At 61.2% G+C, this 22,166-nt stretch carries 20 protein-coding genes; 15 read left to right on the forward strand and 5 right to left on the reverse strand.

Annotated elements, in window-relative coordinates:
- Nucleotides 1-32 precede the first annotated feature (32 nt).
- Nucleotides 33-824, reverse strand: a complete 792-nt coding sequence (gene kdgR, locus M6G53_RS13940) for a DNA-binding transcriptional regulator KdgR (protein ID WP_253332254.1) — start codon at nucleotides 822-824, stop codon at nucleotides 33-35.
- Nucleotides 825-1,055: 231 nt separating this feature from the next.
- On the opposite strand from kdgR, the gene M6G53_RS13945 reads away from it, so the two are divergent.
- Nucleotides 1,056-2,450 carry an MFS transporter gene (locus M6G53_RS13945; RefSeq protein ID WP_253332256.1) on the forward strand — a complete coding sequence of 465 codons (1,395 nt, stop codon included), beginning with the start codon at nucleotides 1,056-1,058 and terminating at the stop codon, nucleotides 2,448-2,450.
- Between the two features lie 51 nt (nucleotides 2,451-2,501).
- Here the strand turns inward: M6G53_RS13945 and htpX are convergent, their stop codons facing one another.
- Nucleotides 2,502-3,386 (reverse strand): protease HtpX, encoded by an 885-nt coding sequence (gene htpX / locus M6G53_RS13950; protein WP_016927998.1) that lies wholly within the window; start codon nucleotides 3,384-3,386, stop codon nucleotides 2,502-2,504.
- 370 nt (nucleotides 3,387-3,756) lie between these two features.
- Here htpX and M6G53_RS13955 point away from each other — a divergent pair, with 370 nt between their 5' ends.
- Genes M6G53_RS13955 through M6G53_RS13980 form a run of 6 tightly spaced genes read left to right on the forward strand, consistent with a single transcriptional unit; the run spans nucleotide 3,757 to nucleotide 9,600 of the window.
- Nucleotides 3,757-4,848, forward strand: a complete 1,092-nt coding sequence (locus tag M6G53_RS13955) for an ABC transporter substrate-binding protein (protein ID WP_253332258.1) — start codon at nucleotides 3,757-3,759, stop codon at nucleotides 4,846-4,848.
- A 2-nt stretch (nucleotides 4,849-4,850) separates the two neighbouring features.
- Nucleotides 4,851-5,891, forward strand: a complete 1,041-nt coding sequence (locus M6G53_RS13960) for a FecCD family ABC transporter permease (protein ID WP_253332260.1) — start codon at nucleotides 4,851-4,853, stop codon at nucleotides 5,889-5,891.
- Complete coding sequence (locus M6G53_RS13965) at nucleotides 5,888-6,673, forward strand: ABC transporter ATP-binding protein (protein ID WP_253332262.1); 786 nt, start codon at nucleotides 5,888-5,890, stop codon at nucleotides 6,671-6,673. Before M6G53_RS13960 ends, M6G53_RS13965 begins: the two co-directional genes overlap by 4 nt.
- On the forward strand, nucleotides 6,661-7,458 hold the full coding sequence (locus M6G53_RS13970; protein WP_253332264.1) for a nicotianamine synthase family protein: 798 nt from the start codon (nucleotides 6,661-6,663) through the stop codon (nucleotides 7,456-7,458). Before M6G53_RS13965 ends, M6G53_RS13970 begins: the two co-directional genes overlap by 13 nt.
- The gene (locus tag M6G53_RS13975) at nucleotides 7,451-8,758 is read left to right on the forward strand and encodes an opine metallophore biosynthesis dehydrogenase (RefSeq protein WP_253332266.1); all 1,308 of its coding nucleotides are present in this window, start codon (nucleotides 7,451-7,453) and stop codon (nucleotides 8,756-8,758) included. Before M6G53_RS13970 ends, M6G53_RS13975 begins: the two co-directional genes overlap by 8 nt.
- Nucleotides 8,755-9,600, forward strand: coding sequence for a DMT family transporter (locus M6G53_RS13980; protein ID WP_253332268.1), 846 nt, complete (start codon nucleotides 8,755-8,757; stop codon nucleotides 9,598-9,600). Before M6G53_RS13975 ends, M6G53_RS13980 begins: the two co-directional genes overlap by 4 nt.
- A 67-nt stretch (nucleotides 9,601-9,667) precedes the next feature.
- On the opposite strand, the gene prc is transcribed toward M6G53_RS13980, so the two are convergent.
- The 3 genes from prc to M6G53_RS13995 form a co-directional block, all read right to left on the reverse strand.
- On the reverse strand, nucleotides 9,668-11,716 hold the full coding sequence (prc, locus tag M6G53_RS13985; RefSeq protein WP_253332270.1) for a carboxy terminal-processing peptidase: 2,049 nt from the start codon (nucleotides 11,714-11,716) through the stop codon (nucleotides 9,668-9,670).
- Between the two features lie 19 nt (nucleotides 11,717-11,735).
- Nucleotides 11,736-12,446 (reverse strand): RNA chaperone ProQ, encoded by a 711-nt coding sequence (gene proQ, locus M6G53_RS13990; protein WP_033638287.1) that lies wholly within the window; start codon nucleotides 12,444-12,446, stop codon nucleotides 11,736-11,738.
- A 96-nt stretch (nucleotides 12,447-12,542) separates the two neighbouring features.
- A complete protein-coding gene (locus M6G53_RS13995; RefSeq protein WP_123894746.1) occupies nucleotides 12,543-13,040 on the reverse strand; it encodes a GAF domain-containing protein in 498 nt (165 codons plus the stop codon).
- A 255-nt stretch (nucleotides 13,041-13,295) separates the two neighbouring features.
- Between M6G53_RS13995 and yebS the strand changes: the two genes are divergently transcribed.
- The 8 genes from yebS to M6G53_RS14035 all read left to right on the forward strand — a co-directional run bounded on the left by yebS (nucleotide 13,296) and on the right by M6G53_RS14035 (nucleotide 22,130).
- The gene (gene yebS, locus M6G53_RS14000; protein WP_253332351.1) at nucleotides 13,296-14,543 is read left to right on the forward strand and encodes a membrane integrity lipid transport subunit YebS; all 1,248 of its coding nucleotides are present in this window, start codon (nucleotides 13,296-13,298) and stop codon (nucleotides 14,541-14,543) included.
- Complete coding sequence (locus tag M6G53_RS14005) at nucleotides 14,512-17,142, forward strand: PqiB family protein (protein WP_253332272.1); 2,631 nt, start codon at nucleotides 14,512-14,514, stop codon at nucleotides 17,140-17,142. Before yebS ends, M6G53_RS14005 begins: the two co-directional genes overlap by 32 nt.
- Nucleotides 17,143-17,244: 102 nt before the next feature.
- Entirely contained in the window at nucleotides 17,245-18,681 is a 1,437-nt protein-coding gene (gene rsmF, locus M6G53_RS14010) for a 16S rRNA (cytosine(1407)-C(5))-methyltransferase RsmF (protein ID WP_253332274.1), read from the forward strand.
- Nucleotides 18,682-18,946: 265 nt separating this feature from the next.
- Nucleotides 18,947-19,483 (forward strand): Csu type fimbrial protein, encoded by a 537-nt coding sequence (locus tag M6G53_RS14015; protein ID WP_366519499.1) that lies wholly within the window; start codon nucleotides 18,947-18,949, stop codon nucleotides 19,481-19,483.
- Nucleotides 19,484-19,766: 283 nt separating this feature from the next.
- Entirely contained in the window at nucleotides 19,767-20,303 is a 537-nt protein-coding gene (locus M6G53_RS14020; RefSeq protein WP_253332277.1) for a Csu type fimbrial protein, read from the forward strand.
- A gap of 2 nt (nucleotides 20,304-20,305) precedes the next feature.
- A complete protein-coding gene (locus M6G53_RS14025; RefSeq protein ID WP_253332279.1) occupies nucleotides 20,306-20,809 on the forward strand; it encodes a Csu type fimbrial protein in 504 nt (167 codons plus the stop codon).
- Nucleotides 20,803-21,345, forward strand: coding sequence for a Csu type fimbrial protein (locus M6G53_RS14030; RefSeq protein WP_436286522.1), 543 nt, complete (start codon nucleotides 20,803-20,805; stop codon nucleotides 21,343-21,345). Before M6G53_RS14025 ends, M6G53_RS14030 begins: the two co-directional genes overlap by 7 nt.
- A 20-nt stretch (nucleotides 21,346-21,365) precedes the next feature.
- Nucleotides 21,366-22,130, forward strand: coding sequence for a fimbrial biogenesis chaperone (locus M6G53_RS14035; RefSeq protein ID WP_253332281.1), 765 nt, complete (start codon nucleotides 21,366-21,368; stop codon nucleotides 22,128-22,130).
- The last annotated feature ends 36 nt before the right edge of the window (nucleotides 22,131-22,166 follow it).

Below are 22,166 nucleotides of genomic sequence, written 5' to 3' on the forward strand. Positions count from 1 at the left end.
CCACAGCAGCGCCTGTTCATCGAAGCGAAGGGTTAGAACGGGTAGTCGTGATAGCCCTGCTGTTCAGAAATGCGCCGGGCGGCAACCTGCAGCAACGCCACATACGCCTCCCGCGCCGCGTCGGAAAAGCGCAGCGTCGGGAAAGAGATGCTCAGCCCGGCGATAGCGACTCCGAAGCGATCGAATACCGGCACCGCGATACAGCGGATCCCCGCCTCCTGCTCCTCGGCATCTTCGCCGTATCCCTGCTCACGCACCCGCTCCAGCACCGGCAACAGCTCGGCGGCGCTGGTCAGGGTATGCTCGGTGCTGCGGGTAAATTCAATCTGCGACAGGATCTGCGCCACCTCATCCCGATCGCGCCAGGCCAGCAGCACTTTACCGATGGCGGTGCTGTGCAGCGGGTTGCGGCGGCCGATGCGCGAATACATGCGCAGGTTGTACATCGCGTCGATCTTGTGGATATAGACGATACCGTCCTCGTCCAGTGCGCCGAGGTGGATGGTTTCGCGGGTGCGGTTCGACAGCTCGCGCATCTGTACGTCGGCGCTGCGGATCAGATCGACGTTCTGCAACGATTTGGCGCCCAGTTCGAACAGCTTGAGCGTCAGCGCATATTTTTCCGTCTCGCCTTCCTGCGAGACGTAGCCCAGCGCTTTCATGGTTTGCAGAAAACGGTAGACGGTGCTTTTGGACATCATCACCCGCTGGGACAGTTCGGTAATGCCAATCTCGCGCTCATCGCCGAGCGCCTGCAAAATGCCGAACACTTTCATCACGGATGAGACGGCATCCGGTTGCTTGTCTGAATCTGCGTTAGCCATGGTCAATACCCTACTTAACGGTTTTGTTTCAGGAAATTTAAACAAGGGTTTCAGTATAATCGGAACGGATCGCGGCGTGCAACGCGGCTGAACGCTAAGCGATTGAAGCCAAATGGATAACCGCTGGCCCGCTCACCGCCGTTTACAATTAAGCGGACAAGGGGCATGCAATCACGGCCGAATATGATTAGCATCATAATACTCCCCTGAATAAATACCGCTGAGACCAACATGCGTCCTTGTTCCGACGGCCTCCCCGTCCCGCAACGCTATGGGGCGATCCTCGCCATCGCCCTCGGCATTACCGTATCCGTGCTCGACGGCGCGATTGCCAACGTGGCACTGCCCACCATCGCGCGCGATCTCAACGCCAGCCCGGCCAGCTCCATCTGGGTGGTCAACGCCTATCAGCTGGCGATCACGGTGTCTCTGCTGTCGCTGGCCTCGCTCGGCGATCTGGTAGGCTATCGCCGCATCTATCAGGCCGGGTTGCTGGTGTTCAGCATCACCTCGCTGTTCTGCGCCCTGTCAGACTCGCTGCTCACGCTGACCATCGCCCGCGTGCTGCAAGGCTTTGGCGCCGCCGCCATCATGAGCGTCAACACCGCGCTGATCCGCATCATCTATCCGCAGCGTTTTCTCGGCCGCGGCATGGGCATCAACTCGCTGATCGTCGCCTGCTCCTCGGCGGCCGGGCCAACGGTGGCGGCGGCGATCCTGTCGGTCGCTTCCTGGCAGTGGCTGTTCGCCATCAACCTGCCGATCGGCCTCGTCGCGCTGCTGCTGGGGATGAAGTTCCTGCCGGCCAACGGCCAAAAAAGCGATAACCGCCGTTTCGATCCCACCAGCGCCGTGCTGAACGCGTTGACTTTCGGCCTGCTGATCACCGCCATCAGCGGTTTCGCCCAGGGCCAAAGCCTGACGCTGATCTTTAGCGAAATCGCCGCGCTGCTGGCGATTGGCGCGCTGTTCGTGCGCCGCCAGCTGCGCCAGGAATTTCCGCTGCTGCCGGTCGACCTGCTGCGCATCCCGATCTTCGCCCTGTCGATGGGCACCTCAATCTGCTCGTTCGCCGCGCAAATGCTGGCGATGGTGTCGCTGCCGTTCTTCCTGCAAAGCGCCCTGGGCCGCGATGAAGTGGTGACCGGATTGCTGCTGACACCGTGGCCGCTGGCGATCGTAGTCATGGCGCCGATCGCCGGCCGGCTGGTGGAACGCGTGCACGCCGGCCTGCTGGGCTGCATTGGGCTGGCGGTGTTCGCGCTCGGGCTGTTCTCGCTGGCGCTGCTGCCCGCGGATCCGTCGAATGGGGACATCATCTGGCGCATGGTGCTGTGCGGCGCCGGCTTCGGCCTGTTCCAGTCGCCCAACAATCACACCATCATCTCCGCCGCGCCGCGCAACCGCAGCGGCGGCGCCAGCGGCATGCTGGGCACCGCTCGCCTGCTGGGGCAAACCTCGGGGGCCGCGCTGGTGGCGCTGATGTTCAACCTGTTCCCCGCCGCCGGCACCCACGCATCGCTGATCCTGGCCGGTGTGTTTGCCACCCTGGCGGCGGCGGTCAGCAGCCTGCGCATCACCCAATCGACAGCGCCAACGGCGCAACCCAGCCGCGAGGTGAAATAGCGGACATAAAAAAACCCCGGCGAGCCGGGGTTTTTCCTTTCATTCAGCCGATTACTTCAGGTACTGGCCGGAACGCAGCGCTTCGATACGCTTGTCGAGCGGCGGGTGCGACATGAACAGCTCGCTGAACGACTTGGATTTACCGTTGATGCAGAACGCCATCATGCTGCCCGCTTCCTGCGGTTCGTAGCTGGTTTTCAGACGCTGCAAGGCGGCGATCATCTTCTCGCGGCCCACCAGTTTGGCGGAGCCGGCGTCGGCATAGAATTCGCGGTGACGCGAGAACCACATGGTGATGATGCTCGCCAGAATCCCGAACACCAGTTCCAGCACCATCGACACCGCAAAGTAAATCATCGGGTTGCCGTTGCCTTCCCCTTCGCCATCACCGTCGCGGTTGCCCAGGAAGCCAGCGGCGACCTGCGCGATCAGACGCGAAATGAAGATGACGAAGGTGTTCACGATGCCCTGAATCAGGGTCATGGTCACCATATCGCCGTTGGCGACGTGGCTGATTTCGTGCGCGATGACCGCTTCCGCTTCGTCACGGCTCATGCTCTGCAGCAGGCCGGTGCTGACGGCGACCAGTGAAGCGTCGCGGCGCGCGCCGGTGGCGAAGGCGTTGATGTCCGGCGCGTGATAGATAGCGACCTGCGGCATGGCGATGCCCGCCTGCTGCGACTGGCGGCGTACCGTTTCCAGCAGCCAGTTTTCGGTTTCGTTACGCGGTTGTTCAATCACTTCCCCGCCGACGGAGCGCAGCGCCATCCACTTGGACATCAGCAACGACACGAAAGCGCCGCCGAAGCCGAACAGACCGGCCATGATCATCAGGCCCTGAACGCTACTGGATTGGATTCCTGTCAGGCTGAGCACCAGCCCGAAAACCAACATCACCGCCAGGTTGGTGAGCAGGAACAGAGCTATACGCATCATAAAATGTTTACTTCCTCATAAATGTTAACAAAACGCTGTCTAAGATACCCTAGATCGTATGGGCATTCGTCACAGTTTCAAGAGTCGCGCGTCATTAACCTACTAAAAATACGAAACTTTACAAAAACGACGCGCGACCGGGATTTGGCAAATTGTAAACGATTGTTGCGCAAGGCGGAGGGATTTCTCAGAAAAAATTCTTGGCCCGCGCAAAATGACGCCGAGAAAAATTGCCCGCACACTTTTTATGGCCGCCAGGCTCTCACTGCCTTCGCTCACGCAGCGCTCGCCTCGCCTGACAGGAAAGTTTGAATCCTGCGATTAATTGTTACATTATAACATCACAATTAATCGTAAAGGGATGTCAATCATGTTACCTCGCCTCGTCTGTATGCTGACTGCGTGGCTGCTCTTTTGCCACGTCGCGCAAGCTGAAATCCACCTCACCGACGCGGAAGGACGCCAGGTCACCCTGGCCGCCCCCGCACAACGCGCCTATATCGGCTTTTACTACGAAGATTTTCTGGCGGTGAACGGCCCGGACAGTTTTCAACAGGTGGCCGCCTTCTCGAAAAGCGACTGGGCCTTGCGCACCAGCCAATGGCCGCGTTATCAGGCGGCGCTGCCGCGGCTCGCTCAGCTGGTCGATGTCGGTTCGCTCTACAATCAGAGCTTTGACTTCGAACGCCTGCTGACCACGCGGCCAGACCTGCTGATCCTGGCGAAATGGCAGCTCGACGGCTTCGCCAACTACCTGCCGGTGCTGCAACAGCTCAACATTCCTTACATCGTCGTCGACTTCAACCAGGGCGCGGAAGTCAAGCTCGCCAGCATTCGGGCCATGGGCCAGGCGATGGGCCACCCCGAGCGGGCGGAACAGCTGGCCAGCGAATATCGGCAGAGCCTTGAAGATACTGAGCGGCGTATTCGCGAGGCGCAGCTGCCGCCACCGACCGCTTATATCGAACTCGGCGACAAGGGGCCCGGCGAATACAGCAGCAGCTATGGCGCCTCCGTCTGGGGGCCGCTGTTACAGCTGGCCGGCGCCCGCAATATCGCCGCCGGCGTCGTCGGTAGCCCCGCGCCTTTACGCGCCGACTATGTACTGACCCAAAAGCCGGACGTCATTTTCCTCGCCGGCGGCGACTGGGAAAACATGCCGAACGCCGTACCGATGGGCTACGGCGCACAGGCGGCGCCCCTTCAGGCGCGCCTTGCTCAGTACGCCCGGCGTGCCGGTTGGCCGCAGCTGCCGGCGATAAAAGACCAGCGCCTCTATGCGCTCTACCACGGCGGCGCGCGCACGGTTTACGACTTCATTTTTGTGCAGTATCTGGCGAAAGCCCTCTATCCCGCCGCGTTTGCCGACGTTGATCCCCCACGCAACCTGGCGCGGTTCTACCGCCAATACTTACCGATAGAGGCTGACGGCGTCTTCCTGCAACGCTGGCAAGGAGAGTAGCCGTGGCCCACACAGGACGTGCGTTTTTGCAACGGCGCAGGCAGCGCCGCGGGCTATTGACGCTGGCGCTGCTCGGCGCGCTGCTGGCGGCCGCCGTCATCGATCTGACCGTCGGCGCCGCAAATCTTAGCCTCTCGGATATCCTGCCCCTGCTTTGGCCCGGCTCGGCGCCAGGCAACGAGCTGCATCAGGTGGTTTTCTGGTCGATTCGTTTACCGATGACGCTCACCGCTCTGGTGGTGGGCGCCAGCCTGGCGCTGGCCGGTCTGTTGATGCAGACCGTGCTGGCCAACCCCCTCGCCAGCCCGTATACGCTGGGGATCTCGGCCGCAGCGGGGTTTGGCGCGGCGCTGTCGATCATCACCGGATTCAGCCTGGGCGGCGCGCTGGCCCTGGGCACGCCGCTGCTGGCTTCGTTGATGGCGCTGTTGGCCTGCGTGCCTATCTATCTGCTGGGACAGCGCCGCGGCATGACGCCGCAAATCTTGGTGCTGAGCGGCATCGTGGTGCTGTTCTTCTTTCAGTCGCTGCAATCCCTGCTGCTGTTTCTGGCCTCGCCGGAGGCCATGCAGCAAATCGTCTTCTGGCTGTTCGGCAGCCTGCTCAAAGCCAATATGCACGGCGTGGCGATCGCTGGCGGCGTCCTGTTCTGCGCGCTGGTCGTCAGCCTGCGGCTGGCCTGGCGCCTGACCGCACTGTCCGCCGGCGAAGAACAGGCCCAGGGGCTGGGCATCAACGTCAGCGCGCTGCGCAAGCTGGCCTTTCTGCTGGCGACCTTACTGACGGCCGCCTCGGTCTCGTTTGTCGGCACCATCGGGTTCGTCGGGCTGATCGCCCCGCATTTCGCCCGTTTTCTGGTGGGCGAGGATCAACGCTATCTGATCTGCATTTCCGCCCTTTGCGGCAGCCTGCTGCTGCTGTGCGCGTCGATCGTCGCCAAATTGGTGCTGCCGAACGGCGTGGTGCCCATCGGCATCGTTATCGCCTTGATCGGCGTGCCGGTGCTGTTCTACTTCGTCACCCGACAGGTTAAACGCCCATGACTCAACTGACCCTCACCGGCGTCGGCGTCACGCTGCATCGACGCCAGCTGTTAGCCGATGTTTCATTGGCCTGGCCGGAGGCAAAGCTCGGCGGCATCATCGGGCCCAACGGCGCCGGCAAATCGACGCTGCTCAAAGCGATCAATCGCATGCTGCCGCACAGCGGCGCTATCGCCTACCGCGAGCGCCCGCTCGATCCGAACACCAGCCGCATCGCCTATGTGCCGCAGCTCAATCGCAGCGAATCGGCGTTGACCGCGTTTGACATGGTGCTGCTGGGCAAGGTACGGCAGTTGGGGTGGCGCGTCAGCGCCGCACAGGCCGACGCGGTCGAACAGGCGCTGGCGGAATGCGGCATTTCCGCACTTGCCGATCGCCCTTTCAACCGCCTCAGCGGCGGGCAGCGGCAGTTGGTGATGTTGGCGCAGGCCTTCGTCTCTCAGCCGCAGCTTATTTTACTCGACGAGCCCACCAGCGCGCTGGACATCCACCATCAGCTGCGCGTGCTCAATCAGATCGCCGACTACAGCCGGCGTCATCGCTGCATCACGCTGCTGGTGATCCACGATCTGGGGCTGGCGCTGCGCTACTGCCATTCTCTCACCCTGCTCGAGCACGGACGCGTCATTTGCCACGGCAGCACCCATCAGATGATGGAGCACCCGATGATGTCCCGCGTATTTGGCGTCGGTATCGAAAGCGGCGTCAGCCCGCAGGGCTACCCCTTTCTGCTGCCGACACGGCTGTTACACGCACACGGAGAACCCCCATGTACACTTTGACCAAGGCGGACATGCTGGCCCAGCTCGCCGGCCTGCAACAGGAAATCCACCAGCTTCACCGTTCCGCCCGGCAAGATCGGCGCCATTTTTCCCTGTTGGAACGCCGCTTCAGCCGCCTGCAGACCTTTAACGATCTGCCGCAGCTGCAGGCCTATCGCCGCAAGCTGGAAAACGATCGCTCGATAACGGCGCAAATCACCCGGCTGCGAGCGGTGGCCAATGCCGCCTTGTGCGATTACGAAAAGCATCGCGTCGCCACGCTCTGCCGGGCACCGGCTCAGACCAACGCCTACCTGAGCAGCTTCGATAACGCGCTGCAGCTGGAGATCGCCGCCGCCGACATCAAACCGGCTGAAAGGGTGTTGCTGGTGGGCAGCGGCGCCTTGCCCACCACCGCGCTGGCGCTGGTCGCCAGGCTCTCCGCCAGCGTCATTTGCTACGATTGCGACCCGGCGGCCCAGCGTTCCGCCCGCCGCCTCACGCGCCATCTGGAGCTGACACGGCAAATACGCTGCATTGATGAATTGAACGACCTGACTGAACGCGACCTCGATCACATCATCATCGCCTCTCTGGTGGCGGACAAACAAACCTTGTTGACGCAGCTGCGACCGTTGTTGCCCCCGCGCGGCAAATTGCTGCTGCGCTACGGCAATGGCCTTAAGTCGATCTTCAACTGCCCTTATCACCATCAGGCCACCGGTTCTCCCTGGCGCATCAGCGGTAAACCGATCGCCACTCCGCTGTACGACCTTTTGATTTTGGAGCCTTACCGCCATGCATAACGCCTTTCCTACCCTGATCCTCGGCGCCGGTCCGGCGGCGATCCAATTGGCTGCGGATATCCAGGCCGCGGCCGACACGCGCATCGGCCTGTACAATCGCCCCAGCGAGAAAGGGCAACGCCTGAAGGCGCATCTGGCGCACACGCCCAGTCTGCATCTGGAAGGCGTCGGCAAGGCGCGGCAGACCCAGCGCGATGCGCAGGTGACAGTAGACAGCTACTGCGACGATCTGTCGCTCATCGGCGGCGACTGGCAGCGGCTGATCCTCGCCGTGCCCGCCGATCGCTACTACGAGGTGCTGCGGCAGGTGCCGTGGGCCACCTTACCCCACCTGCGTTCGTTGATCCTGCTTTCCCCGTCCATCGGCTCCGGCCTGATGGTGCAAAACCTGCTGCAGGCGGCTGGCCAATCCCACGTCGGGATCATCAGTCTGTCCAGTTATTACGCCGACACCAAATATCAGGATGCGGCGCAGCCCTACCGCGCCTATACCAAAGCCTTTAAACAGCGGATCTATCTCGCGGCCCAAAGCCCGGCGTCAGACGGCGCCGAACTCGACTGGATCGGCTTGGTGCTGGCGCGTCACGCTATCGACGCCCGTCGCTGCGACAGCCTGCTGGCCGCCGAGCGCTTCAGCATCACCAACTATGTTCATCCGCCGCTGGCGCTGGCCGACACCACGCTGCAGGCGATATTCCAGCCGCAGGCGCCGGTGCAATACCTGTATAAAACCTATCCCGAAGGGCCCCTCTGTCCCGAGGTTATCGCCGATATGCTCGAACTGTCGCAGGATTACAAAAGGCTGCTCAACCATCTCGGCGTCGAAGAGATCAACCTGCTGCGCTTTTTGAACGACGACAGCTACCCGGTTCCCTCCCGCATGGTGAGCCGCCGCTGGATTGACCATTTCCCGCAGCTCACGCCGGCGGAACAAGGCTATGCGCTGTTTACGCGCTATACCGCACTGCTGATCGAACCCTATTCCGAACCGGACGCGCAGGGTCGCTACTATGATTTTTCCGCCGTCAGGGTTGCCCGCGTCTTTCAGGATGCTCAAGGGCTGTGGTGCCTGCCGCGCGTGCCGCTGGAAGACGTGCGAAAACTCCGCGCGCTGGTCTTGCTGGCGCAGCGGCTTGGCATCGAGATGCCCACCGCCCAGCGCCTGTTGGCGCGCTTTCAGCAGGCGCTGCAAAGCTTCGTCACCCGGATCGGCGCCGAGCATTGCCATCATTCGTTGTTGGACGATACCTGCGACGAACAGGCGGCCATCACCTACCGTCAGTGGCGGGGGCAAGCATGAATCAGGGTGCGCTGCTGGCTATTTTCGCCTCGCTGATTTTCAGCGTCATGAATGCACTGGTCAAAACCATCGCCGACGACATCCCCACCGGGGAAATCGTGTTCTTTCGCAGCAGCATCGGCTGCCTGCTGGTTCTGCTGCTGATGTATCGCCACGGCGTCGCCTTCAGCCGCGAGGACCGGCCGCTGCTGGTATTACGAGGCACTATGGGTGGGATGTATCTCATCTGTTATTTTTACAGCATCGCTCACCTCACGCTGGCCGACGCCAGCATGCTGGCCTACCTGTCGCCGTTTTTCTCCATTCTGCTTTCCTTGCTGGTGCTGCGTGAACGGATCAGCGCCAACACCGCATTTTGGCTGGCGCTGGTCATCATCGGCGCCGTGCTGCTGGTGCGGCCGTGGCATTTCTCAACGTATACCCTGGCGTCGCTGGTCGGCGTGATGAGCGCGGTGTTCGCCGCCATCGCCTATCTGTCGGTCAACAAGCTCAGCAAACGCCACCACAACTACGAGATCGTGTTCTATTTCCTGTTTATCGCGACGCTGATCTCGCTGCCGCTGATGTGGAACGCCTTCGTCTGGCCCAACGTCTACCAGTTTGCCATCCTGCTCGCCATCGCCCTGGTATCGCTGTTGGGACAGGTTGTCTTAACCCAGGCCTTTTCCTCCGATAATCTGATCGTGGTGTCGGTGGTGCGCTATATCGGCATCGTTTTCAATATTGCCTGGGGCTGGCTGTTCTGGCACGAAGTCCCGCTGTTGCTGTCGCTGCTCGGCTGCCTGCTGGTGGTGGTTTCCTGCGTCCAGCTCGGGCTGCGCCACCGCAAGAAAGCCGTCTGAGCCGCGCGTAACGCGGCCATAAAAAAACGCACCCGAAGGTGCGTTTTTCATCCTGCCTGGCGCGGCCTTATTTGGCCGGCGCCGGCTGCTGAGCGGGCTGATCTTTTTCCAGATGAGCCAGGTCCAGCGCGATATGCACGGTTTCGTCCAGGTACGGATCCGGTTCCTGGTAATCCTTCGGCAGATCGTCGAGCGATTTCAGCGGCTTCTTGCCCGCGCGTTCCAGACGCTCGTTGATGCGTTTCAGACGGATCGCGTCGTCATCGTGGTTCTCTTTCTCGCGCACCGCCAGATTGAGGGACACGATGTTGCGTTTATCCTTCAGCGCCTTGTAATGCGCGATATCCTGCGCGATGTACTGGAACTCCGGATTCTGCGCGATGCGCTGCTGGTGATCTTTCAGCAGCTCCGGCTCGAACGGCGCCATATCGCCGGTCTTGCTGTAGGTTGCCGCGTTGATGCTGTCCCACGGCATGGCGTTGTCTTCAAACGCTTCGCCGGTTTCCGCCGGATCGACGCCGGTCGGCATCAGAATGTCCGGAGTTACCCCTTTGCGCTGGGTGCTGCCGCCGTTGACGCGGTAGAACTTCTGAATGGTGTACTGCACCGACCCCAGCGCCGGCCACTCAGGGCGCAGCATCTGATCGTAGATACGGTTCAGCGAACGGTACTGCTGCACGGTGCCTTTGCCGAAGGTCGGTTCGCCAACGATCAGCGCACGGCCGTAATCCTGCATCGCCGCCGCGAAGATCTCGGAGGCGGAGGCGCTGAAGCGATCGACCAGCACCACCAGCGGGCCTTTGTAGTAGGTCACGCCGTCGGTGTCGGCGTCTTCACGCACTTTGCCGTTGTTGTCGCGCACCTGCACCACCGGGCCGCTCGGAATGAACAGGCCGGACAGCGACACAGCTTCGGTCAGCGCGCCGCCGCCGTTGGTGCGCAGATCGATGATCACGCTCTTGACGTTCTGCTTGGCCATCTTCTGCAGCTGCACTTTCACGTCATCGGTCAGACCGACGTAGAAGCCTGGGATATCGAACACCGCCACCTTTTCTTTGCCGACGGTCTTGATGGTCATTTTCACCGCGCGGTCTTCCAGGCGGATCCGCTCGCGGGTCAAGGTGACCACGCGGGTTTTGGTGCCCTTGCCGGCCGGCAGGATCTCCAGGCGCACCTTGCTGCCCTTCGGCCCTTTGATCAATGACACCACGTCGTCCAGGCGCCAGCCGATCACGTCCACCATCGGTTTGCCGGCCTGGCCGACGCCGACGATGCGATCGCCCACGGTGATCGCCTTGCTCTTCGCCGCCGGGCCGCCCGGCACCATCGAGTTGATCAGGGTGTAGTCGTCATCCATCTGCAGCACCGCGCCGATGCCTTCCAGCGACAGGCTCATCTCGGTGTTGAACTGCTCGGTGTTGCGCGGAGACAGGTAGTTGGTGTGCGGATCGATTTCATGCGCAAAGGCATTCATCGCCAGCTGGAAGACGTCTTCGCTGTTGCTTTGCGTCAGGCGCTTGATAGCGAACTGATAACGCTTGGTCAGCGTGTCGCGGATTTCTTTGTCGGTCTTGCCGGTCAGCTTGAGGTTCAGCTCGTCATAGGTGACTTTCGCATCCCACAGGCTATCCAGCTCGGCCTTGTCTTTCGGCCACGGCGCTTTGCTGCGGTCGAGATCGATAGTGCCGTTGCCGGTGAAGTTCATCGGCTTTTCCAGCAGCGACAACGCATAGGTGTATCGCTCGAAACGGCGTTTCTGCGCCAGATTGAACAGCGCGTAGAAGGTATCCAGCTTGCCGGTTTTCAGCTCTTCGCCAACCTGATCGCGTTTGCCGGCGAACTGTGCCACGTCGGAGGCCAGCAACACGTTATGGTTGTAGTCCAGCATGTTCAGGTAGCGATCGAAGATCTTGCCTGAAAACTCCGCGTCGAGGGCGAACTGGCGGTAATGAGAGCGAGTGAAGCGCGAGGTGACGCGCTCACTCACCGTAGCGTGCTGGGGTTCCTGATGCAGCTGGGGCAATTGATCGATGCGGATGTTGGCTGTTTCCGCGCCGTAACTGACACCCGCCCACAGCAGCCCTGCAATCGCTGTTAATCTGACGAATTTGTTCATGCCTTGGTTGGCCTCCGTATCAGAACTGCAAGTGTTCTGCGCGCACAATCATCGCCAGACCGGAAGAGAGCTGCACACGTACGCCATCTTTAGCGATTTCGAGTACGGTAGCATCCATCGCGCTCTTGCCTGCTCTGACTTTGATTTCCTGGCCAATTTGCAGTTTAGAGATATCCGTGACTGGCGCATAACGCGGCTGGTTTTCCTCTTTTGCTGCACGAGGTTGACGAGCTGGCTGTGGGCGAGTTTGTGGGCGCGGCTTGCGGTTTTCCGGCGCGGCTCCGCCTTCGCGACGTGCAGCAGGCTTTTTACCGGCTGGGCGCGGACGGCGTGGCGCGGCATCGGCGGATTCACCGGCGGCTTCACGTTTTTTGGCGTTTTGTTCGGCACGCTGTGCCTGAACGCGCGCTTTGGCTTCTTCAAGCTGCTGGCGAGCATGATCGACATGCTGCTGTTCCAGTTCACCGCACGGATTGCCGTCCAGATCGACGCGCTGCGCGCCAACTTTGACGCCGTACAGGTAACGCCAGCTTGAGGTGTACAGGCGCAGGGCAGAACGCAATTGCGTTTTGCTGAGATTCTCTTCCCCCTGCACGCGCTCTACCAAATCCTGAAAAATACCGATTTTCAGCGGACGAGCTTCGCCTTCGGCGCTAAAGCAGAGCGGAAAACGCTCGGCAAGAAAAGCAATGACTTCTTTACTAGAGTTCAACTTAGGTTGATTTTCCATGAAATTTCCTGATTACAACGGTATTGCCAACAAGCCACAGGCATGAACAGGCGTCATTATAATGACGCCATCGGTAATTGCCACGTTAACCGTCGATCAACTTGCCGCTACAGTCACATATTTCGCACTGTCGCACTGTTCCAGTTGCTCACAAAGCCCCGCCACCACTGCTTTCAGGCCCGCTTCATCCTGTTCGTCGAAGCGTTGATAAACCGTGCTGTCGATATCCAAAACGCCGATCACCCGGCCGCCGACCGACAGCGGCAGCACGATTTCCGCATTGCTCGCCGCATCGCAGGCGATATGGCCCGGGAACGCATGCACGTCGCCGACGCGCTGCACGCGATTTTCCGCCACCGCCGTGCCGCACACGCCCTTGCCCACCGGGATGCGCACGCAGGCGATCTTGCCCTGGAACGGCCCCAGCACCAGCTGGTCGCCATCCATCAGATAGAAACCGGCCCAGTTCACGTCATCCAGACGCTCGTTGATCAACGCGCTGGCGTTGGACAGCGCCGCGATAAAGTTGGTCTCCCCGCCGAGCAACGCGCTCAGGTCACGTTTTAATTCCGCGTAGAATTGTTCTTTTGTCATGTGATAACCATTGAAACAGTGAAGATGGCCAGAAGCCCAAAGCTTAGGCCCTATAAAATAAGCATTAAATGCGTATAGCCACAAGGTTAATCATCTGTTGCTTCACAAAACCCTGTCGCTCAGGGTATGTTTGCCGCTCAGAATCCCGGTTTACCCCGTTTTACCGTCCGGCGCCCGATCGCCGGTGACGCGGCCGGTTTATTTTTCAGCTACGCTGACAGTTCCGGCGGGCTCAAGGGCAGCTACTTGTCAAAGATGAAGATACACGCGATCACCGCCCCCCTTTCCAAAGCGCGCCACCAGCGCTGCTGCGAGTGCGACCTGCTGTTCGTGCTGCCGCCGCTCACCGGCAATCAGGCCGCCTATTGCCCGCGCTGCAACGCCAAGGTGGTGAACGGCCGCGACTGGTCGATGACGCGCCTGACCGCCATGGCGATCGCCATGCTGCTGTTGATGCCGTTCGCCTTCACCGAACCGCTGATCAGCATCCGCTTGCTCGGCACGCGCATCGACGCCAGCCTGCTGGAGGGCATCTGGCAGATGAGCCGTCAGGGCGATCCGCTTACCGCCAGCATGGTGGCGTTCTGCACCCTCGGCGCCCCGCTGACGCTGGCGCTGTCGCTGCTCTACCTGCGCTTTGGCCACGCGCTCGGCATGAACCTGCGCCCGGTGCTGCTGATGCTGGAGCGGCTGAAAGAGTGGGTGATGCTGGACATCTATCTGATCGGCATGGCGGTGGCGGCGATCAAGGTGCAGGATTACGCCGACATCCAGGCGGGCAGCGCGCTGATCGCCTACCTGTCGCTCACCCTGCTCAGCATCCTGACGCTGATCCATACCAACCTGGAGCAGCTGTGGGAACGTTACTACCCGCAGGAGCAGCCGGAAGGCCCGCCGTCGGCGCTGCATATTTGCCTGTCCTGCCACTACACCGGCTACCCCGACGCACGCGGCCGCTGCCCGCGCTGCCACGTGCCGATGTGCCACCGCCAGCCTTACAGCCTGCAAAAAACCTGGGCGGCGCTGATCGCGGCGATGATCCTGCTGATACCGGCCAACCTGCTGCCGATTTCCATCATTTACGCCAACGGCGCACGGCTCGAAGACACCATCTTCTCCGGCGTGGTCTCGCTGGCCACCTCCGGCAACGTGCCGATCGCCGCCATCGTGTTCATCGCCAGCGTGCTGGTGCCCTTTACCAAGGTGATCGTGCTGATCACGCTGTTGTTCAGCATTCATTTCAAAACCTCGCACAGCCTGAAGACGCGCATCCGTCTGCTGCGCCTGGTCACCTGGATCGGCCGTTGGTCGATGCTCGATCTGTTCGTTATCGCCTTGATGATGTCGCTGGTAAACCGCGACCAGCTGTTATCTTTTACTATGGGACCGGCCGCGTTTTACTTTGGCTCGGCGGTCATTTTGACTATTCTTGCCGTTGAGTGGCTGGATAGCCGATTGATTTGGGATGCACATGCAACAGGAAACGCCGACTACACCGACTGAAGCGCGGGTCAAGAACAAGCGCCGCATTTCACCGTTCTGGTTACTGCCGTTCATCGCCCTGCTGATCGCCGGGTGGCTGGTCTACAACAATTTCCAGGAGCGCGGCACCACCGTCACCATCGATTTCCAATCGGCGGCGGGCATCGTCGCCGGCCGCACGCCGGTGCGCTACCAGGGCGTTGACGTCGGCATGGTGCAGAAGATCAGCCTGAGCAAAGATCTGCGCAGCATCGTGGTAGAAGCCAGCATCAAAAGCGATTTGGAAGATTCGCTGCGCGAAGGCACCCAGTTTTGGCTGGTGACGCCCAAGGCTTCGCTGGCTGGGGTCTCCGGGCTCGATGCGCTGGTCGGCGGCAACTATATCGGCATGATGCCCGGCAGCGGCAAGGCGCAAACCCACTTCGCCGCGCTCGATACCCAGCCGAAATACCGCCTGAACACCGGCGAGCTGATGATCCACCTGCACGCCGACGATCTGGGCTCGCTCAACAGCGGCTCGCTGGTCTACTACCGTAAAATCCCGGTCGGCAAGGTGTACGACTACACCATCAGCGAAGGCAACAAGGGCGTGACCATCGATGTGCTGATCGACCGCCGCTTCGCCCATCTGGTGAAAAACAACAGCCGCTTCTGGAACGTCTCCGGCTTCAAGGGCGATTTCAGCCTGTCAGGCGCGACGGTACAGATGGAGAGCCTGGCGGCGCTGGTCAACGGCGCCATCGCCTTCGATTCGCCGGCCGATGGCCAGCAGGCCAAGGGCGATCAGAGCTATGCCCTGTATCCCGATCTGGCCCACAGCCAGCGCGGCGTCAATATCCTGCTGGATCTGCCGAGCGGCAACAACCTGAGTGAAAACCGCACGCCGCTGATGTACCAGGGGCTGCAGGTCGGCACCCTGACCAAGCTGACGTTGCAACAGGACAGCAAAGTGGTCGGTGAACTGACCATCGATCCTTCGGTGGTCGACCTGATGCGCAGCGGCACCCGCATCGTGATGCGCAGCCCGCGCATCAGCCTCAACGACGCCAAGCTCAGCCAGCTGCTGACCGGCACCACGCTGGAGCTGGTGCCGGGCGAAGGCGAGCCGCAGCAGCGCTTTAACGTGCTGGACAGCAACGAAACGCTGTTGCAACAGCCGGGCGTACTGACCGTCACGCTGAATGCGCCGCAAAGCTACGGCATCGACGTCGGGCAGCCGCTGGTGGTGCACGGCGTGAAGGTTGGCCAGATCCTGAGCCGCACCCTCACCGCCGGCGGCGTAGTGTTCACCGCCGCCATCGACGCGCAATATCGCAGCCTGCTGCACAAAGACAGCAAATTCGTGGTCAACAGCCGCCTCGACGTCAAACTGGGGATCGACGGCATGGAAGTGCTCGGCGCCAGCGCGCAGGAGTGGGTAGACGGCGGCGTGCGCATTATCCCCGGCAGCAAGGGCGAACCGGGCGGCCAATACCCGCTGTATGCCAACAGCGAGAAAGCCGAGGACGGAATCGTCGGCAACGCCCCGGCCACCACCCTGACCCTCAGCGCGGCCAGCCTGCCGGACGTGCAGGCCGGTTCGGTGGTGCTGTATCGCAAATTCCAGGTGGGCGAGATCGTCAACGTTCGGCCGAAGGCCAACGAGTTCGAGGTGGACGTCTACATCAGCCCGGAATACCGCAAGCTGCTGACCCGTGAAAGCATCTTCTGGGCCGAAGGCGGCGCCAAGGTGCAGCTCAACGGCAGCGGGCTGACGGTACAGGCTTCACCGCTCAACCGCGCGCTGAAAGGCGCCATCAGCTTCGACAACCTGCAGGGCGTAACGCTCAACAAGGGCGCCAACCGCGTGCTGTACGCCAGCGAAACCGCCGCACGCGCGGTGGGCAGCCAAATCACGTTGAGAACCTACGACGCCAGCAAACTGTCGGCCGGCATGCCGCTGCGCTACCTCGGTATCGACGTCGGCCAGGTGGAATCGCTACAGCTGGCGCCGGAGCGCAACGAAGTGCTGGCTAAAGCGGTGCTGTATCCGGAATACGTGCAGACCTTCGCACGGCTGGGCAGCCGTTTCTCGATCGTCTCACCGGAGATCTCCGCCGCCGGCGTCAGCAACCTCGATACCCTGCTCCAGCCTTATATCAACGTGGAGCCGGGGCGCGGCCGCGAGCTGCGCACCTTCGAACTGCAGCAGGCCAGCATCACCGACTCGCGCTATCTCGACGGCCTGAGCGTGGTGCTCGACGCCGCCGAAACCGGCTCGCTGCAGGTCGGTACGCCGGTGCTGTTCCGCGGCGTGGAGGTCGGCACCATCACCGGTTTCTACCTCGGCGCCATGTCCGATCGGGTACACGTCGCACTGCGCATCAGCAAGAAATATCAGCATCTGGTGCGCAACAACAGCGTGTTCTGGCTGGCCTCGGGTTACAACCTGCAGTTCGGCCTGACCGGCGGCGTGATCAAGAGCGGCACCTTCCAGCAGTTCATCCGCGGCGGCATCGCCTTCGCCACGCCGCCGACCATTCCGCTGGCGCCGAAGGCGACGCCGGACAAGCACTTCCTGCTGAATCCTGAAGAGCCGAAGGACTGGAAAACCTGGGGTACCGCCATTCCACGCGATTAAACGTCGTGTTTTCCTCAGGGCCCGGCAATACCGGGCCCTGTTTTTTTCCGCGTTATGATAAACTCTCGCCCTTGTCTTTATTGCACCCTGAGAGTTCGCCCCGTGGCCAAATCCACCGCCGTTTTTCTACCCCCCGCGTTCCTTGACGCCACCCGCGCCATCATGCCTGCCGAGCTGACGATGGAAGATTTTATCGCCGCTTGCCAGCGCCCGCTGCGCCGCAGTCTGCGCGTCAACACGCTGAAAATCAGCGTCGCCGATTTCCTGACGCTGGTGCAGGATTACGACTGGCGGCTGGAACCTATTCCCTGGTGCGCGGAAGGGTTCTGGATCGAACGCGACGATGAAGAGCTGCGATTGGGCAGTGCCGCCGAACACCTGAGCGGCCTGTTCTACATTCAGGAAGCCAGTTCGATGCTGCCGGTCAGCGCGCTGTTCGCGGGCGGCGCGGCACCGAATCGGCTGCTGGACGTGGCGGCGGCGCCGGGCTCCAAAACCACCCAGATCGCCGCGCTGATGGGCAACCGGGGCGGCATCGTCGCCAACGAATACTCCGCCAGCCGGGTAAAAGTGCTGCACGCCAATATCAGCCGCTGCGGCGTGAAGAACACCGCGCTGACCCACTTCGACGGCCGGGTGTTCGGCGCCGCGCTGCCGGAGAGCTTCGACGCCATTCTGCTCGATGCCCCCTGCTCCGGCGAAGGCGTGGTGCGCAAGGATCCGGACGCCATGAGCAACTGGTCGCCGCAGAGCGTGGCCGAGATCGCCGCCACCCAACGCGAACTGATCGACAGCGCGTTTCATGCGCTGGCGCCGGGCGGCGTGATGGTTTACTCCACCTGCACGCTCAATGCGCAGGAAAACCAGCAGGTGGTGCGCTGGCTGCTGGACACCTACGGCGACGCGGTCAGCGTCGAACCGCTGGGCGAACTGTTCCCCGGCGCCGATAAGGCGCTGACCGCCGAAGGTTTCCTGCACGTCTTCCCGCAGATTTACGACAGCGAAGGTTTTTTCGTCGCCCGCCTGCGCAAACGGCGCGCCGTGGTGCCGTTGGCGAAGCCGACCTACAAGGTGGGCAAATTCCCGTTCAGCCCGCTGTCCGGTAAAGAGGCCGCGCTGGTCGCCCAGGCCGCCGCCGCATCCGGCTTAACCTGGGGCGATGACAGCCGCCTGTGGGAGCGCGACAAGGAGATCTGGCTGTTCCCGGCCGAGCTGGAGCCGCTGTTCGGCAAAGTACGCTTCTCACGCATCGGCCTCAAGCTGGCGGAGCGTTTCCCGAAGGGCTTCCGCTGGCAGCACGAAGCGGCGATCGCGCTGGCGAATACCGCCGGCAAACACCATTTCGAGCTGGACGCCACGCTGGCGCAGGAGTGGCATCACGGCCGCGATCTCTACCCGGAACAGCCGCCGGCCGGCGATGAATGCATCGTCACCTATCAGGGGCAGCCGCTGGGCATCGCCAAACGCATCGGCAGCCGCATCAAGAACAGCCTGCCGCGCGATCTGGTGCGTGATGGCGCGCTGGATTTCCACCTGTAATCGATCGGTCGCCGGGGATCCTCCCGGCGATAAAATAACGGTAACAATATTCCTATTGAAATCAGTTATTATAAAAATCATTTACCATTCACACTATTTATCATCCCTCTTTATTTCCTAGCCTCACCAAAAAAGTTTTTTGCCTTTGAACAAGACAATCTCGCGTTCTTATCCTATTAATTTAAATGTAAGTAAATTAATGCGTTCTACTCCGCCTTAGGTGGCGTTTTTTTGCGGGCTTTTTCTGACACGGCAAGGAATCATGATGAAAAAAACTCTGATGGTTTTGACCTCAACCCCCCTCTTGCTGTGTTCCTTCGGCACACCGGCAGTGGACGGCACCATTCAGGGCACGGTGGGGGTGACAATCACCATCGGCGCCGGCTGCGTGGTTACCGGCGGCAACAGTTCCGGCATCACCAATAATTTCGGCTCCATCAGCTTCGGCACCTACTCCTCACTGGCTAACGTCATCACCGCCAGCGCCACCGGCAGCGGCGGTACCGGCACGCTGGGGCTGAACTGCACCACCGGCACCAACTACACCGTGGCGCTGGACAACGGCCTCAACGCCTCCGGCAGCCAGCGGCGCATGGCCAGCAGCGTACCGGCCTATATCAGCTATAACCTGTATCAGGACAGCGCCAACTCCATACCCTGGAACAACACCACCGGCGTGCTGACCGGTACCGGCACCGGATCGGCCGTGCCGCTGGTCGTCTACGGCCTGGTGCCCGCGGCGGGCACCACCCCGGCGGCCGGCGTCTACAGCGATACCGTCACCATGACCGTGACCTGGTAACCCCGTCGCCGGCAAGCGCTCACAAACGGAGTGCCATGTCGGCGCTCCGTTATTCATTGAGATAATAATATTCCTACCCGCCTTATCATTATCACGATCAGATTCCCCCCTGTAATACCCCACACACAACCTGCGACACCGCTTAAAAATAAATAAAGTTTTTAGTCTTGCACCGAGACATTTTCACGTTCTTATTCTATTAATTAATCTGTAAACAGATTAATGCATTTGACTCATTTTTCGGGCTTTTTGGCAGGCTTCTCGACGACAGCAAGGAACCATGATGAAAAAGACGCTAGCGGCATTAACCTCAACAACGCTCTTGCTGTGCTCCTTCGGTACGCAGGCAGTGGACGGCACCATTCAGGGCACGCTGGGCGTGACGCTGACCATCGGCGCCGGCTGCGTGGTCACCGGCGGCAACAGCTCCGGCACCACCAACAACTTCGGCTCCATCAGCTTCGGCACCTACTCCTCACTGGCTAACGTTATCACCGCCAGCGCCACCGGCAGCGGCGGTACCGGCACGCTGGGGCTGAACTGCACCACCGGCACCAACTACACCGTGGCGCTGGACAACGGCCTCAATGCCTCCGGCAGCCAGCGGCGCATGGCCAGCAGCGTACCGGCCTATATCAGCTATAACCTGTATCAGGACAGCGCCCACTCGCTGCCCTGGAACAATACCACCGGTACCCTCACCGGCACCGGCACCGGATCGGCGGTGCCGCTGATCGTCTACGGCCTGGTGCCCGCAGCGGGCACCACCCCGGCGGCCGGCGTCTACAGCGATACCGTCACCATGACCGTCACCTGGTAAGCATGGTACGCCTGGCCCTTATAGGTTTGATGTTGACGCTGGCGGGAACCTGCAGCGCCAACGTCAATACCGCCACGGTGGGCGTCAGCGCCACGCTGGTCAACGCTTGTGTGGCCGGCACCACCAGCGGCGGCAATACTTCTTTCGGCACGCTTAATTTCGGCACGGTGTACTTTTTGAATACTGCGGTACAAGTGACGGGCCAGGCGAACGCCGGGGCACTGCAGATCAACTGCAACAACGGCACCAGCTACACGGTGCTGCTCAGCGGCGGGCAGAGCGGCAATACCGCCGCGCGTTATTTGCAGAGCGCCGCGGGCGCCAGGGTGAACTACAACCTGTATACCAGCGCCGCTTATGCCACCGTCTGGGATAACGTGACGGGCGTTTCGCAAACCGCCACCGGGCAAAGCGTCTGGCTGCCGGTCTACGGCATGATCCCGGTACAGGCGACGCCGGCGACGGGCACCTATACGGATACGGTGCAGGTGACGATAAATTGGTGATTAACGGAACGCTGCGCACTCTGCTGTTGACGGCGCTGATCGGCACCCCGGCGGCGCATGCCGATACCGTCAGCCAAAGCTTTACGCTCAACGCCTCGATCATCAAAGGCTGCGTGCTCGGCAGCGGCATCACCAACGTCACCTCGTTCGGCACCCTGAGTTTCGGCCAGGTGTCGTCGCTGAGCAGCAATATCAATATCGTCTCCAGCGCCGGCGCCGGTTCTATCCTGATACGTTGCAACCCGGGGCTCAGCGTCTCGCTGGCGTTGAACGTCGGCAACAACGTCACCGGCTCCATCGCCGGCGGCCGCAAGTTGCTGAACTCGGCCACCTCGGAAACGCTGCTTTACCAGCTCTATCAGGACGCCAACTACTCGATTCTGTGGGGCGACGGCGGCAACGGCGGTTCGGTGCAAACCGTCTCCGCCACCGGCAGTACACAAGAAATAAAAATCTACGCCAGTTTAATGGCGAGCAGCACGTTGCCCACCAGCGGCACCTACAACGATACGGTCTTAGTGACAGTGACTTATTGAGTTTTTAAAAGGATCATTCTATGCGCACTCTGCTTCGCCTGCCTCTGCTGGCAGGATTGCTGTTAGCCGGCCAACCGCAGGCCTTCGCCGCCGCCTCCATTCTGATTTGGCCCATCGATCCGGTGATTGAAGACAATCAGCAGGCCACGGCCCTGTGGCTGGAGAACCGCGACAGCAAACCGGTCTACATGCAAATTCGCGTGCTCGGCTGGCAACAGGCCGGCGGTAAGGACGACTACCGCAACCAGAGCGAAGTGGTCGCCAGCCCACCGGTCGCCACCATCTTCCCGGGTAAACGCCAGTTGATCCGTCTGATCAAACAGATGCCGGTCGCCGCCGGGCAAGAACGGGCTTACCGGATACTGGTTGACGAAGTGCCGATCAAAGATAAGGACGGCGCGGCACCTGACCAGGGCGCGCAGATGGGGCTGAAATTCCAGATGCGCTATTCGGTGCCGTTGTTCGTCAGCGGCAAAGATGTCTGGACCAAGCAGGATTTCGAGCACCCACGCGACTACGCCACCGCCAACCAGCCGAAGCTCAGCTACCGGCTGCTGCAACAAAACAGCCAGCGCTGGCTCGACGTGCGCAATGACGGCATCGTGCACGCCCGCCTGTCGCAGGTCAGCATCCAGGACAAACCGCTCAACAACGGGCTATTGGGCTATGTGTTGCCGGGTTCGCAAATGCGCTTTGCCCTGCCGGCGTCAGGCAGCTTCGCCGGCGGCAAGCTACAGGCGATGGTCAACGACAACAAGCAGCCCGTAACCATTCCGTCTTACTGAGCCTGAGGTGCAGGTGAAGCGGATGTCATCGCCGGC

The sequence above is a fragment of the Serratia nevei genome (genome assembly GCF_024160145.1).
GTDB classification, from domain to species: domain Bacteria; phylum Pseudomonadota; class Gammaproteobacteria; order Enterobacterales; family Enterobacteriaceae; genus Serratia; species Serratia nevei_A.

Excerpts from the sequence above, each read along its gene's own strand:
- M6G53_RS14015 (WP_366519499.1), top strand. The coding sequence starts at position 18,947 with ATGAAAAAAACTCTGATGGTTTTGACCTCAACCCCCCTCTTGCTGTGT.
- M6G53_RS13965 (WP_253332262.1), top strand. The coding sequence starts at position 5,888 with ATGACTCAACTGACCCTCACCGGCGTCGGCGTCACGCTGCATCGACGC.
- M6G53_RS13970 (WP_253332264.1), top strand. The coding sequence starts at position 6,661 with ATGTACACTTTGACCAAGGCGGACATGCTGGCCCAGCTCGCCGGCCTG.
- M6G53_RS13955 (WP_253332258.1), top strand. The coding sequence starts at position 3,757 with ATGTTACCTCGCCTCGTCTGTATGCTGACTGCGTGGCTGCTCTTTTGC.
- yebS (WP_253332351.1), top strand. The coding sequence starts at position 13,296 with ATGAAGATACACGCGATCACCGCCCCCCTTTCCAAAGCGCGCCACCAG.
- M6G53_RS14005 (WP_253332272.1), top strand. The coding sequence starts at position 14,512 with ATGCAACAGGAAACGCCGACTACACCGACTGAAGCGCGGGTCAAGAAC.
- kdgR (WP_253332254.1), bottom strand. The coding sequence starts at position 824 with ATGGCTAACGCAGATTCAGACAAGCAACCGGATGCCGTCTCATCCGTG.
- prc (WP_253332270.1), bottom strand. The coding sequence starts at position 11,716 with ATGAACAAATTCGTCAGATTAACAGCGATTGCAGGGCTGCTGTGGGCG.
- M6G53_RS13995 (WP_123894746.1), bottom strand. The coding sequence starts at position 13,040 with ATGACAAAAGAACAATTCTACGCGGAATTAAAACGTGACCTGAGCGCG.
- M6G53_RS13975 (WP_253332266.1), top strand. The coding sequence starts at position 7,451 with ATGCATAACGCCTTTCCTACCCTGATCCTCGGCGCCGGTCCGGCGGCG.
- M6G53_RS14025 (WP_253332279.1), top strand. The coding sequence starts at position 20,306 with ATGGTACGCCTGGCCCTTATAGGTTTGATGTTGACGCTGGCGGGAACC.
- htpX (WP_016927998.1), bottom strand. The coding sequence starts at position 3,386 with ATGATGCGTATAGCTCTGTTCCTGCTCACCAACCTGGCGGTGATGTTG.
- proQ (WP_033638287.1), bottom strand. The coding sequence starts at position 12,446 with ATGGAAAATCAACCTAAGTTGAACTCTAGTAAAGAAGTCATTGCTTTT.
- M6G53_RS13980 (WP_253332268.1), top strand. The coding sequence starts at position 8,755 with ATGAATCAGGGTGCGCTGCTGGCTATTTTCGCCTCGCTGATTTTCAGC.
- M6G53_RS14035 (WP_253332281.1), top strand. The coding sequence starts at position 21,366 with ATGCGCACTCTGCTTCGCCTGCCTCTGCTGGCAGGATTGCTGTTAGCC.
- M6G53_RS13945 (WP_253332256.1), top strand. The coding sequence starts at position 1,056 with ATGCGTCCTTGTTCCGACGGCCTCCCCGTCCCGCAACGCTATGGGGCG.
- M6G53_RS14020 (WP_253332277.1), top strand. The coding sequence starts at position 19,767 with ATGAAAAAGACGCTAGCGGCATTAACCTCAACAACGCTCTTGCTGTGC.